Origin of the sequence: Pedomonas sp. V897 (assembly GCF_051304405.1) — a bacterium.
Lineage (GTDB): Bacteria > Pseudomonadota > Alphaproteobacteria > Sphingomonadales > Sphingomonadaceae > Pedomonas.
This window is the reverse complement of the sequence record NZ_JBPPGG010000002.1, coordinates 93,001-106,174: the sequence shown is the minus strand read 5'-3', so window position 1 is coordinate 106,174 and position 13,174 is coordinate 93,001. Positions and strand designations below refer to the sequence as shown.

The 13,174-nt window shown below is 67.5% G+C and carries 9 protein-coding genes; all 9 read left to right on the top strand.

The annotated features are described in order from the left end of the window. The first annotated feature begins 1 nt into the window (after position 1). Positions 2 to 1,657, top strand: coding sequence for an NAD+ synthase (locus ACSJJU_RS06565; RefSeq protein WP_435914508.1), 1,656 nt, complete (start codon positions 2 to 4; stop codon positions 1,655 to 1,657). Further along, entirely contained in the window at positions 1,654 to 3,006 is a 1,353-nt protein-coding gene (gene gltX / locus ACSJJU_RS06560; protein WP_435914507.1) for a glutamate--tRNA ligase, read from the top strand. The genes ACSJJU_RS06565 and gltX overlap by 4 nt, the downstream gene beginning before the upstream one ends. Positions 3,007 to 3,019: 13 nt before the next feature. Continuing rightward, a complete protein-coding gene (locus ACSJJU_RS06555) occupies positions 3,020 to 3,772 on the top strand; it encodes an RNA methyltransferase (RefSeq protein ID WP_435914506.1) in 753 nt (250 codons plus the stop codon). A gap of 117 nt (positions 3,773 to 3,889) precedes the next feature. Then, positions 3,890 to 5,098: an efflux RND transporter periplasmic adaptor subunit gene (locus tag ACSJJU_RS06550; protein ID WP_435914505.1), complete on the top strand. Its 1,209-nt coding sequence runs from the start codon at positions 3,890 to 3,892 to the stop codon at positions 5,096 to 5,098. Further along, the gene (locus ACSJJU_RS06545; RefSeq protein ID WP_435914504.1) at positions 5,095 to 8,289 is read left to right on the top strand and encodes an efflux RND transporter permease subunit; all 3,195 of its coding nucleotides are present in this window, start codon (positions 5,095 to 5,097) and stop codon (positions 8,287 to 8,289) included. Before ACSJJU_RS06550 ends, ACSJJU_RS06545 begins: the two co-directional genes overlap by 4 nt. A gap of 283 nt (positions 8,290 to 8,572) precedes the next feature. Continuing rightward, positions 8,573 to 9,187, top strand: a complete 615-nt coding sequence (gene rpsD, locus ACSJJU_RS06540; protein WP_435914503.1) for a 30S ribosomal protein S4 — start codon at positions 8,573 to 8,575, stop codon at positions 9,185 to 9,187. A gap of 114 nt (positions 9,188 to 9,301) precedes the next feature. After that, positions 9,302 to 10,507 carry a tetratricopeptide repeat protein gene (locus ACSJJU_RS06535; RefSeq protein WP_435914502.1) on the top strand — a complete coding sequence of 402 codons (1,206 nt, stop codon included), beginning with the start codon at positions 9,302 to 9,304 and terminating at the stop codon, positions 10,505 to 10,507. Between the two features lie 323 nt (positions 10,508 to 10,830). Beyond that, positions 10,831 to 12,387, top strand: coding sequence for a 2-isopropylmalate synthase (locus ACSJJU_RS06530; protein WP_435914501.1), 1,557 nt, complete (start codon positions 10,831 to 10,833; stop codon positions 12,385 to 12,387). 35 nt (positions 12,388 to 12,422) lie between these two features. Further along, positions 12,423 to 13,166 carry a type I methionyl aminopeptidase gene (gene map, locus ACSJJU_RS06525; protein WP_435914500.1) on the top strand — a complete coding sequence of 248 codons (744 nt, stop codon included), beginning with the start codon at positions 12,423 to 12,425 and terminating at the stop codon, positions 13,164 to 13,166. Positions 13,167 to 13,174 lie beyond the last annotated feature (8 nt).

Here is a 13,174-nt window from a genome sequence, read left to right as displayed (position 1 = left end):
CATGACAGACACCCTGCGTATTGCCCTGGCCCAGATCAACCAGATCACGGGCGACATCGACGGCAACATTGCCGCCATGCTCGACGCCCGGAACCGGGCGCGCGACGCCGACCTCATTGTCTACCCGGAGCTGGCGCTGATCGGCTATCCGCCGGAGGATCTGGTGCTGAAGCCGGCATTCCAGCAGGCGGCGCGGGCCGGGCTGGAGCGGCTGGCCGCCGCCACCCTCGACGGCGGCCCGGCCATGCTGGCGGGCACCTGCTGGCTGGAGGACGGCAAGCTCTACAACGCCGTCGCGCTGCTGGAGAACGGGCGCATCGCCGCCATCACCCGCAAGCACGACCTGCCCAACTACGGGGTGTTCGACGAGAAGCGCGTGTTTGCCAGCGGCCCGCTGCCGGGTCCCATCCCGTTCCGGGGCGTGCGGCTGGGCATCCCCATCTGCGAGGACATCTGGTCGCCGGACGTGTGCGAGTGCCTGGCCGAGACCGGCGCCGAGATCCTCATCAGCCCCAACGCCTCGCCGTTCGAGCTGGGCAAGGACGACAAGCGCCTGCACCACACGGTCGCCCGCGTGACCGAGACCGGCCTGCCCCTCGTCTACCTCAACCGGCTGGGCGGGCAGGACGAGCTGGTGTTCGACGGCGGCAGCTTCGTCCTCAACGGCGATGCCGCGCTCGCCGCCCGCTTCCCCGAGTGGCAGGAGCACATCGCGGTGACGGACTGGACCCGCACCGCCTCCGGCTGGCGCTGCGAGAAGGCGGAGATCGTGCCGCCGTGCGAGACCCTTGAGAGCGTCTACCGGGCCATGTGCCTGGGGCTGAAGGATTATGTCACCCGCAACCGCTTCCCCGGCGTGGTCATCGGCATGTCCGGCGGCATCGACAGCGCCCTCTCCGCCGCAGTGGCGGTCGATGCGCTGGGGGCGGACAAGGTGTGGTGCGTGATGATGCCCTCCCGCTACACCTCCCGCGAGAGCCTGGAGGATGCGGCGGAGTGCTCGCGCCGGCTGGGCGTGCGGCTGGACACCGTCCCCATCGAGCCCGCCGTCGAGGCGTTCGGCGCCATGCTCGCCCCGCTGTTCGAGGGGCGCGGGCGCGACATCACCGAGGAGAACATCCAGTCCCGCATCCGGGGCGTGACGCTGATGGCGCTGTCCAACAAGTTCGGCCACATGGTGCTGACCACCGGCAACAAGTCGGAGATGTCCACCGGCTACGCCACCCTCTATGGCGACATGTGCGGCGGCTATTCGGTGCTGAAGGACGTCTACAAGACCATGGTGTTCGAGCTATGCCGCTGGCGCAACGCGCACCTGCCCATCGAGGCGCTGGGGCCGCGCGGCGAGGTGATCCCGGAGCGGATCATCACCAAGCCGCCCACCGCCGAGCTGCGCGAGAACCAGAAGGATGAGGACAGCCTGCCGCCGTATCCGGTGCTGGACGCCATTCTCACCGGCCTTGTCGAGGAGGAGCTGTCCGTCGATGCCATCGCCGCGCGCGGCTACGACCCGGCGACGGTCGCGCGGGTCGAGCGGCTCCTTTATGTTGCGGAATACAAGCGGCGTCAGGCCCCGCCCGGCGTCAAGATCACGCCGCGCAACTTCGGGCGCGACCGCCGCTATCCCATCACCAACGCCTTCCGGACCGCACGATGACTGAAACCGCACCCGTTGTTCGCTTCGCGCCGTCCCCCACCGGCTACCTGCACGTGGGCAACCTGCGCACGGCGATCATCAACGCCCTGTTCGCGGAGAAGACCGGGGGGCGCTTCCTCCTGCGTCTGGACGACACCGATCTCGCCCGCAGCCGCGAAGAGTATGTGGAGGGCATCCGCCGCGACCTCGCCTGGCTCGGCATCCGCGTGGACGGCGAGACCCGCCAGTCCGCCCGCACCGACGCCTACGAGGCGGCGTTCGAGCGGCTGAAGGCGGCGGGCCGGGTCTACCCCTGCTACGAGACCAGCGAAGAGCTGGAGATGCGCCGCAAGATCCAGCTCTCCCGGGGCCTGCCGCCGGTCTACGACCGCGCCGCCCTCAAGCTGACCGAGGCGGACCGCGCCAGGCTGGAGGCGGAGGGCCGCCGCCCGCACTGGCGCTTCAAGCTGGAAACCGGCGCCCGCATCGCCTTCAACGACCTGGTGCAGGGCCCGGTGAGCATCGACCCCGCCTCCCTCTCCGACCCCGTGGTGCGGCGGGAGGACGGCTCGTGGCTCTACATGCTCCCCTCCGTCATTGACGACGTGGATCTGGGCATCACCCACGTGGTGCGCGGGCAGGACCACCTCACCAACTCGGGCGTGCAGATCCAGATGTTCGAGGCGCTGGGAGCAGACGTTCCGGCGTTCGCCCATCTGGCGCTCCTGTCCACCAGGAGCGGGGAGCTCTCCAAGCGGCTGGGCTCGGCGGGCGTCGAGCACTACAAGGCGCTGGGCGTCGAGCCGCTGGCGCTGATCGCCTACCTAGCCCGCATCGGCACATCGCTGCCCATCGAGCCGGTCACCGACCGGCAGGCGCTGGTGGAGACGTTCGACTGGTCCACCTTCAACAAGGCCAATGCCCTGTTCGACGAGGCGGATCTGGTCGCGCTCAACACGAAAATCCTCCACCACCTTGAGTATGACAGCGTCAGGGACCGCCTCCCCGCCGGCATGACGGCGCAGGACTGGGCGCTGCTGCGCGGCAACATCGACCGGCTGGACGATGTGGCGGCGGTGTGGCAACTCATCACGGGCCCGGTCGAGCCGGTCATCGAGGAAGCGGACGCCGAATTCATCGAGGCCGCCCGCGCCTTCCTCGACGCCCTGCCCTGGGCCGAGGACATCTGGAAACGCTGGACCGACGTGCTCAAGGAGCGGACCGGCCGCAAGGGCAAGGCGCTGTTCCTGCCGCTGCGTCTGGCGCTCACCGGCCAGCCCCACGGCCCGGAGATGGGGCCGCTGCTTGCCCGCATCGGCCGCGAGGCCGCCCTGGAGCGTCTCGGCGCTCCCTCACACCAGAAAAAGTAACTGCGTCACGCCAATGAACCAACCTGTCATCGTGCTTGTGCGTCCCCAGCTGGGCGAGAACATCGGCATGGTCGCGCGCGCCATGTGGAACTTCGGCCTCAGCGAACTGCGGCTGGTGGAGCCGCGCGACGGCTGGCCCAACCCGGCGGCAGGCCCCGCCGCCTCGGGCGCGGACATCGTGCTGGACAACGCCCGGCTCTACGACAGCCTGGAAGCGGCGGTGGCGGACTGCAACCGGGTCTACGCCACGGCCATGACGCTGCGGCGCATGATCAAGGAAACCGCCACCCCCGAAGGCGCGGTGGCGCAGATGAACGCCCTCGCCGCCCAGGGCGCGCGCACGGCCATCGTGTTCGGGCCGGAGCGCACCGGGCTGACCACCGAGGAGGTGGCGATGGGCGACGTGCTCATCTCCATCCCCACCAACCCGGAGTTCGGCTCGCTCAACCTGGCGCAGGCGGTCATCGTCATCGCCTACGAGTGGCACAAGCAGCAGGACAAGACGCCCCCCGTGCGCCTGGAAGGCGACTACGAAGGCCCCGCCACCCGCGAGGCGCTGGACGGGCTCATCAACCACCTGATTGAACTGCTGGAGCCGCGCGGCTACTTCCACCCGGACCACCGGACGGAGAGCATGAAGCGCACCCTGCGCAACATCTTCGAGCGTCCCGCCTTCACCGGGCAGGAAGTGCGCACCCTGCGCGGCGTCATCCGCTGCCTTGCGGGGGAGTTGAATCGCAAGCCAAATTCCGGGAAATCCGACTGACGTATTCGGAATTGGTCGCGAATTCGGAACGGTTCGTTCTTCCCATATAGCCTTGTTGGACTAGTCGTCGCTCCCTACGTGCCGGGTCCTCTCTGACCATGGCTCTTGGGAGCTCTTATGACATCTTGGCGTCTGCGGCCGTTCGTTCTGACGGCTGCTCTCACTCTTCCGCTTCTTGCCGCCTGCGGCCAGGAACAGGCCCAAGCTCCGGCATTGCCGGAGGTGGGCGTTGCCAATCCGCTGATAAAGACCGTGCAGGAATGGGACGAGTTCAGCGGACGATTCGAATCGATCGACTATGTGGAGGTGCGCGCGCGCGTCTCCGGCTATCTTCAATCCATCCACTTCACGGACGGCCAGTATGTTCGCAAGGGCGATCTGCTGTTCGTGATCGACCCGCGCCCCTTCCAGGTGGAACTGGAGCGGGCCCAGGCCGAGCTGAAGGAAGCCGAGGCGCAGCTCCGCTTCGCGACCAACAATGTGGAGCGGGCGCGCCGGCTGCTGGAAAACCGGAACGTCTCCGAGCAGCTTTACGACCAGCGGGTGCAGGAGCGGGATCAGGCCCGCGCCGCCGTGGACCGGGCCAAGGCCGCCGTGCGCGAGGCCGAGCTGAACCTGACCTATACGCGCGTGACCGCACCGGTCAGCGGGCGCATCAGCGCGCGGGCGGTGAGCATCGGCAACCTGGTGACGGGCGGCAGCAACGACAGCACCCTGCTCACCTCCATCGCCTCGCTTGATCCCATCTACTTCGTGTTCGACGGCGACGAGGCCACCTACCTCGACTATCTGGGCGCGGCCCAGAAGGCCAAGGGCCGCCCCCTGCCGGTCGAGCTGCAACTGATGGGCGAGTCCGGCTTCCCCCACAAGGGCCAGATGGACTTCGTCGACAACCAGATCGACCCGCAGACCGGTACCATCCGCGGCCGCGCGGTTGTCCCCAACCCGGACCACGTGTTCGTGCCGGGCATGTTCGCCAAGATGCGCCTCCTGCGGGCGGACTCCCACGAGGCTGTCCTGGTGCCGGACGAGGCCCTCGCCACCGACCAAGCGGACCGCGTCGTCTACGTGGTGGACAAGGACGGCGCGGTGGCCCAGCGCAAGGTGGCGCTCGGCCCGATCATCGACGGCCTGCGGGTGATCCGCGACGGCCTCGAGCCCACCGACAAGGTGGTCGTCGAGGGCCTGATGCGCGTGCGCCCCGGCGCCACGGTCAAACCGAGGCCGGCCACCATCACCCCCCGCCCTGACGGGGAGACGACAACGGCCGCGGCCACCCCGGCCACTGCGCCGGCAGGCGCCGGGACAACAGGGGCAGCCAAATGAGCAATTTCGGAAAATTCTTCATCGACCGGCCGATTTTCGCGGCGGTGCTGTCGCTGATGATCGTCATCGTCGGCATCGTCGCCTACGTCAGTCTGCCGATCGCCCAGTACCCGGATATCGCGCCCCCGACCATCACGGTCACGGCCAGCTATCCGGGCGCCACGCCCGAGACCATCGCCGAGACGGTGGCAACGCCGATCGAGCAGGAAGTCAACGGCGTCGAGAACATGCTCTACATGTACTCGCAGGCCACCAGCGACGGCCAGATGACGCTGACCATCAGCTTCGCGCCGGGCACCAATCTCGATACCGCGCAGGTTCTGGTGCAGAACCGGGTCGCCGTCGCCGAGCCGCGTCTCCCCGAGGAGGTGCGGCGTCTTGGCGTTGTGACGCAGAAGAACGCGCCGGACATCATGATGGCCGTTCACCTGCGCTCGCCGGACAAGTCGCGGGACCAGATCTACATCAGCAACTACGTCATCCTCCAGGTGCAGGACGCCCTGCGCCGCGTGGACGGCGTCGGCAACGTCCGCATCTCCGGTGTGCGTGAATACTCCATGCGCGTCTGGCTCGACCCGGACCGCATCGCCGCGCTCGGCATGACGCCGGACGAGGTGGTCGCGGCCCTGCGCGCCCAGAACGTGCAGGTGGCAGGCGGCGCGCTCGGCGCTCCGCCGGTCAACACCAACACCGCCTTCCGCGTGAACCTGACGCTCCAGGGCCGCTTCACCAGCCCCGAGCAGTTCGAGAACGTGATCATCCGCACCGGCGAGGACGGCCGCTTCACCCGCCTCAAGGACGTGGCGCGGGTGGAACTGGGCGCTGCGGACTATTCGACCCTCAGCTACCTCAACGGCGAGCCGGCCATCGGCATGCTGCTGTCGCAGCGGCCGGGCGCGAACGCGCTGGCCACCGCCGAGCGGGTCAAGGCCACCATGGAAGAGCTGTCCCGCTCCTTCCCGCCGGGCCTCGAATACCGCATCGTCTACAACCCGACCGAGTTCATCCGCCAGTCGGTGGACAGCGTGTTCCACACCATCTTCGAGGCGATCATCCTCGTCATCGTGGTGGTCGTGCTGTTCCTCCAGACCTGGCGGGCATCCATCATTCCGATCCTGACCATTCCGGTCTCGCTCATCGGTACCTTCGCCGTCATGAAGGCGATGGGGCAGAGCCTCAACAACCTGTCCCTGCTCGGCCTCGTGCTGGCGGTGGGTATCGTGGTGGACGACGCCATCGTCGTGGTCGAGAACGTAGAGCGCAACCTGCGCAACGGCCTCTCGCCCCGCGAGGCAGCCCGCAAGACCATGGAGGAAGTGGGCGGCGCGCTCATCTCGATCGCGCTGGTGCTGTGCGCCGTGTTCATCCCGGCCATGTTCCTGTCGGGCGTGAGCGGTGCCTTCTACCGTCAGTTCGCCCTCACCATCGCCGTGGCGACGGTGATCTCGGCGTTCAACTCCTTCACCCTCTCCCCCGCGCTGTCCGCCCTGCTGCTGAAGGCGCACAAGTCGGGGAAACATGACGCCCATGGCCACGGCGGGCGCCGAAGCCCGGTCGGCGCGCTCACCGAGCGCTTCGCCAACTGGTTCAACACCGCCTTCGACCGGATGAGCGACCGTTACGGTGCCCTCTCCGGCCGGATGGTGAAGCGGCCCCTGCTGTGGCTTGGCGTCTATGTGGTGCTGATCGGCCTGACGGCGTTCATGTTCATCCGCGTGCCGGGCGGCTTCATCCCCGAGCAGGACCAGGGCTACCTCATCGCCGCCTACCAGCTGCCCCCGGGCGCATCGCTGGAGCGCACCGATGCGGTGGCGCGCAAGGTGGAGAAGATCGCCCTCGCCACCGAAGGCGTGCGGGCCGTGATCTCCATCCCCGGCTTCTCCGGCATCACCCGCACCAACACCACCAGCGCGGGCGTGACCTTCGTGCCGTTGCAGCCCTACGAGAAGCGCAACGGGCGCACGTCCTTCGAAATCCTCGCCGAGCTGCGCCAGAAGATGGCGGCCATCGACGAGGGCACGGTGTCGGTGCTGAACCCGCCGGCCGTGCCGAGCCTCGGCACCAGCGCGGGCTTCGCCATGCGTCTCGAGGATCGGGCCGGCGTCGGCGAGAAGGCGCTGGCGGACGCCACCATGGCCATGATGGCGGCCGCCAAGGAGTCGCCCAAGATCGCCTATGCCCTCAGCCCGTTCGATATCCGGGCGCCGCAGATGCATGTGGAGGTGGACCGGACCAAGGCGGAGATCCTGCGCGTGCCGGTGCAAAACATCTTCAGCGCGCTGGAGATCTATCTGGGCTCGGCCTACGTGAACGACTTCACCGTCAAGGGCCGCATCTTCCGCGTGCGTGCCCAGGCCGATGCCCCGCACCGGTTGACGCCGGACGACATCGCCCGGATCCGCACCCGCTCCGAAACCGGGGCCATGGTGCCGCTGGGCTCGCTCGTCACGGTCAAGACCGCCACCGGCCCGGACCGCTTCCCGCGCTACAACCTCTACCCTGCCGCCGAGCTGATCGGCGCCGCCGCGCCGGGCGTCTCGACCGGCCAGGCCATGCAGGAGCTGGAGGCGATCGCGGCGAAGATCCTGCCGCCGGGCATCTCCTACGAGTGGACGGACATGAGCTATCAGGAGAAGAACGCCGGCAACACCGCGATCTTCGTCTTCCCGCTCAGCGTGCTGTTCGTGTTCCTCGTGCTCGCGGCCAACTACGAGAGCTGGGCCATGCCCATGGCGATCATCCTGATCGTGCCCATGTGTCTGCTCTCGGCCATCGGCGGCATCATGATGCGGGGGATGGACAACAACATCCTCACCCAGATCGGTTTCATCGTGCTGATCGCGCTCGCCGCCAAGAACGCCATCCTGATCGTCGAGTTCGCACGCGACCTCGAGGCTCAGGGACGGTCGATGGTCGAGGCGGCGGTGGAAGCAGCGCGGCTGCGTCTGCGGCCGATCCTGATGACCTCGCTGGCCTTCATCCTCGGCGTGGTGCCGCTGGTGCTGGCCAAGGGCGCGGGCGCCGAGATGCGTCAATCCCTGGGCACCGCGGTGTTCTTCGGCATGCTGGGCGTGACACTGTTCGGCCTCCTGTTCACGCCGGTGTTCTACGTGCTGATCCGCCGGCTGACGGAGAGGCGGTCACGCCGCTCGCAGAAGAGCACCCCGCTGGTGACCGAACCGGCTGAGTAAGCGTCCCCCTGTTGAGTAAGCGTATCCCTGTAACCTCATATCCACTGGCCCCCGCGCTTCCTTCCCGGAAACGCGGGGGCCTTTTTCTTTTGAGGGGAGCGGGACAAGCGGCCGCGCCTTCCCCGCCATCGGCAAATTGACATTTCTGCTCGTGGCCGTATAAGGCCCCTTCGCTCCGATGGACCCGCAGCCCCAGTGAAGCGGTGTCCACGCAAGCCGGAAGACGGGCCTGCGGCGTGGTCTGGGGACCAAAACGCAAACTTGAACGGTTGGAAGGATTGTCATGACCAAGCGTCTGACTTCGAAGTACAAGCTTGATCGCCGCCTTGGCGAGAACATCTGGGGCCGCCCGAAGAGCCCGGTCAACAAGCGCTCCTACGGCCCGGGCCAGCACGGCCAGCGCCGCAAGGGCAAGCCGTCGGACTTCGGCATTCAGCTCCGCGCCAAGCAGAAGCTGAAGGGCTACTACGGCAACATCACCGAGAAGCAGTTCCGCAAGGTCTACGCCGAGGCCGCCCGCGTTCCGGGTGATACCGGTCAGAACCTGGTCGGCCTGCTGGAGCGCCGCCTGGACGCCGTCGTCTACCGCGCCAAGTTTGCGCCGACGCCGTTCGCCGCCCGTCAGCTGGTGAACCACGGCCACATCCTGGTCAACGGCCGCCGCTGCAACATCGCCTCGGCCCGCCTCCGGGTTGGCGACGTGGTCGAGCTGCGCCAGCGCGCCAAGGAAATGGCGGTGGTTCTGGAGTCGCTGGGCTCGGCCGAGCGTGACGTCCCCGACTACCTGCAGAACGACGGCCCGACCAAGGTGACCCTCGTTCGCATCCCGACGCTGGACGAGATCCCCTACCCGGTCCGCATGGAACCGAACCTGGTGGTCGAGTTCTACTCGCGCTAAGAATTTCCAGCCTTTCAGGCATGGTTCAAGGTCAACGCCCGCGATTGCAAATCGCGGGCGTTCCTGCTTTTGTAGCTTGCTATGAGACAGTCTGAAAAACTCGCACAACAAGCCGTGGAAGCCTTCAATTCCGGCGACCCGGCCCAAGCCGCCGCGCTGTTCCAGAACGTGCTCCGGCTCGACCCGAAGCACCGCGGAGCGCTCGACTACCTGTCGAACTATGCCGTCCAGTCCGGCCAGTTCGACGCCGCCATCAGCCTCCTGGCCGACTACATCAAGCTGGAGCCCAACAACTCCAACGCCCGCCGTCTGATGGGCGAGGCGCTGGAGATGAAGGGCGAGCTGGATGCCGCCGAGCGGCTCTACCGCGACGCGCTGATCGCCGATCCGGCCAACTACATGGCCGCCATCTACCTGGCGATGCTGCTGGCGCGCCGCAAGCAGCCGGACCGGGCCGCCCAGATCATCTCCCTGGTGTTCGAGGCGAGCCCCGGCTTCATCGAGGCGGGCTACGATCCGGCCGTGTTCCGCGGTGCCGCCCAGCGCGTCCGCGACGCGGTGAAGTTCCTGCGCTCCTTCCTCTCCATGCAGCACGAGGAAGCCGCCAAGGGGTCCGAGCGCATCCGGAACGCCCTGTGGCCGCAGGCCTCCGACACCACGGTGGAATACGAGCAGCCGGGCCAGCGCCCGTGGCTGTTCTACGTGCCGGGCCTCAAGGCCGAACTCATCCACGACGTGGCGAGCATCCCGGGCCTTGCCGCGCTTGCCGACAGCGCCGAGGCCGTGCGCGCCGAGGCGGCGGCCAGCATCGATCTGGACGCGGACGGCGAGCCGGGCGCGCCCGGCCTGCCCGCCGTCGCCGCCAGCAGCGAGATCCGCTCCGTGTTCCTCTACCGCAACGGCAAGCGCCAGGACGCGCTCGACAACCTGCCGTCGCTGGAGAAGGCGCTGGGCGCCCTGCCGCTCGCCCGCGTCGGCGACGGTCCGGCGGACGTGCGCCTGCTGATCTTCGCGCCCAAGGCGGAGCGCCCGCTGGTGTTCGGCCAGTCCAACGCGCACCTCACCGTGCACCTGCCCTTGCAGGTGGCCGAGGGCGAGGCCGGCATCGAGGCGGACGGCACGGTCCATCCGTGGGTTGTCGGCACGCCGCTGCTGTTCGACGACACCTTCGAGCACCGTCTGGTCAACCGCACCGAGGCGCCCTGCCTGGTGCTCTCCTTCCAGGTCTACAACCCGGAGCTGACCGAGGCGGACATCGAGGCGATGGAGGCCAGCTTCGCGGCCCGCCGCGACTGGCTTGCCAAACGTTCCATCCAGTAGTCCAAACGTGTAATGATTTCACCCCAAGGGGTGGGCAGAGGGAATGAAAAATACAACGCCCTGTTTACAACAGGGCGTTGACCCTTTATGCGGTTCCGTCAGGAACGCACACATGAATCACGCACTGACCATTGCTGACATTTGCCCGGCCGTTGACGCCGGCCGCAGGGCTATGGGCGCCAGTGCTGTTGGTCGCGCTCGGCTGCTTCGACTTACGCGCCCTTAGGCGCCAGTCTGCCGGCCTGTCTCGGTTTTGGCGGCGCCTAAGGGGTTTGCCAGGCGCAGCATGTTCCAAAAAATTTGTTCCGAGATAGAGACCAGCCATGACCAACAACCAAGTCAAGATTTTCGACACCACCCTGCGTGACGGTGAACAGTCTCCGGGCTGCTCCATGAACCTGGAGGAGAAGCTGCGCGTTGCCGCCCAGCTGGAAGCCCTGGGCGTGGACGTGATCGAGGCCGGCTTCGCCATCGCCTCCGAAGGCGACTTCGAGGCGGTGCGCGAGGTGGCCCGCCAGTGCCAGAAGGCAACCGTCGCCTCCCTGTCCCGCGCCGCCATCGGCGACATCGACCGCGCCTGGGCCGCCGTGAAGGACGCCAGGTTCCCGCGCATCCACACCTTCATTGCCACCTCGCCGCTGCACATGGCGGTGAAGCTGCGCCTGGAGCCGGAGGAAGTGCTGGAGGCGATCCGCGTCTCCGTCAGCCACGCCCGCAACCTGTGCCCGGATGTGGAGTGGTCCGCCGAGGACGCCACCCGCTCGGACATGGACTTCCTGGCCCGCGCGGTGGAGACCGCCATCAACGCCGGCGCCACCACCATCAACCTGCCGGACACGGTGGGCTATGCCACGCCCGAGACCTACAGCGCCATGTTCCGCGAGATCATCGAGCGCGTGCCGAACAGCGACAAGGCGATCTTCTCCACCCACTGCCATAACGATCTGGGTCTGGCGGTCGCCAACTCCATCGCCGGCATCCAGGGCGGCGCGCGTCAGGTGGAGTGCACCATCAACGGCATCGGCGAGCGGGCCGGCAACGCCGCGCTGGAGGAAATCGTCATGGCGCTGCGCACCCGCCACGACGTGCTGCCCTACACCACCAACATCGTGACGACCGAAATCACCCGCTCCTCGCGCCTGATCTCGGCGATCACCGGCTTCACGGTCCAGCCCAACAAGGCCATTGTCGGCGCGAACGCCTTCGCCCACGAGAGCGGCATCCATCAGGACGGCGTCCTGAAGAACAAGCAGACCTACGAGATCATGACGCCGGAGTCCGTGGGCCTGTCCGCCAACAACCTGGTGATGGGCAAGCACTCGGGCCGCGCCGCCTTCCGCGAGAAGCTGGAACAGCTGGGCTACCGCCTTTCCGACAACGAGTTCCAGGACGCCTTCAAGCGCTTCAAGGCGCTGGCTGACGCCAAGAAGCACGTCTACGACGAGGACATCATCGCCCTGGTGGACGACGAGACCCTGCGCGCCCACGACCGCATCCAGCTGTCCGAGGTGGAGATCTACTGCGGCTCCAACGGCCAGCGGGCGATCGTCTCCCTGCGGATCGACGGCGAGGAGCACACCGCCGTCTCCAAGGGCAGCGGCCCGGTGGACGCCCTGTTTGCCGCCATCCGCAAGCTGGTGCCCCACGACGACGCCACCTTGCAGCTGTATCAGGTGCACGCCGTGACCGAAGGCACCGACGCGCAGGCGGAGGTGACCGTGCGCCTGGAGGAGAACGGCCGCACCACCCAGGGCCAGGGCGCGGACGCCGACACGCTGGTCGCCAGCGCGCGGGCCTACGTGAATGCGCTCAACAAGCTGATGGTCAAGCGCACCAAACAGGCGGTTGACCCGAGCGAAGGATTGCGCAATCGAGCGTGACCCCTTCCCTCTGATGCGCAAGACGGAGTGATGCCGTGACGGTTGAAGACGAACGCCAGCTCGCTGGCCTGAAGCGCTCGGGCGCGCTGGTGCGGGATATCCTCCGCGCCATGCTGAACGAAGCCAGGCCCGGCGTCACCGGCATCGAACTCGACCGTATGGCACAGGAGATGATGGACCGCGCCGGAGCCCGCTCGGCTCCGCGCGCGGCCTACAACTTCCCCGGCGCCACCTGCATCTCCATCGAGGGCGTGGTCGCCCACGGCATCCCCGATGAGCGCCCCCTGCGCGAGGGTGACCTCATCAACATCGACGTGTCGCTCGACCTGGACGGCTACTGGACGGACAGCGGCGCCTCCATGGTGGTCGGCGGCAAGGGCACGCCCGAGCAGAACAAGCTGCTGGAGACCACCAAGCGCGCCATGACCAAGGGCATCTACGCCGCCAAGGCAGGCCAGCCGATCAACGCCATCGGCAAGCGGGTCGAGGCCGAAGCCAACGCCGCCGGCTTCCGGGTGTGCAACACCCTCACCGGCCACGGCGTCGGCAGCCACATCCACGAAGAGCCCACGGTTTGGAACCACTACGTGCGCAGCGCCCGCCAGAAGCTGCACGAAGGGCTGGTCATCACCGTCGAGCCGTTCCTCACCACCGGCAACGGCAAGATCGTCGAGGCGGACGACGGCTGGTCGCTCTACCCGGCCGACATGGCCCCCATGGCCCAGTTCGAACACACCATCGTCGTCACCCGCGGCACGCCGATCATCCTGACGGCTTGAGTTTTTTT

What these genes read in the sequence shown, in the direction of transcription:
- ACSJJU_RS06550 (WP_435914505.1), top strand. Translation starts at nt 3,890, where the DNA reads ATGACATCTTGGCGTCTGCGGCCGTTCGTTCTGACGGCTGCTCTCACT.
- ACSJJU_RS06565 (WP_435914508.1), top strand. Translation starts at nt 2, where the DNA reads ATGACAGACACCCTGCGTATTGCCCTGGCCCAGATCAACCAGATCACG.
- gltX (WP_435914507.1), top strand. Translation starts at nt 1,654, where the DNA reads ATGACTGAAACCGCACCCGTTGTTCGCTTCGCGCCGTCCCCCACCGGC.
- ACSJJU_RS06545 (WP_435914504.1), top strand. Translation starts at nt 5,095, where the DNA reads ATGAGCAATTTCGGAAAATTCTTCATCGACCGGCCGATTTTCGCGGCG.
- rpsD (WP_435914503.1), top strand. Translation starts at nt 8,573, where the DNA reads ATGACCAAGCGTCTGACTTCGAAGTACAAGCTTGATCGCCGCCTTGGC.
- ACSJJU_RS06530 (WP_435914501.1), top strand. Translation starts at nt 10,831, where the DNA reads ATGACCAACAACCAAGTCAAGATTTTCGACACCACCCTGCGTGACGGT.
- ACSJJU_RS06555 (WP_435914506.1), top strand. Translation starts at nt 3,020, where the DNA reads ATGAACCAACCTGTCATCGTGCTTGTGCGTCCCCAGCTGGGCGAGAAC.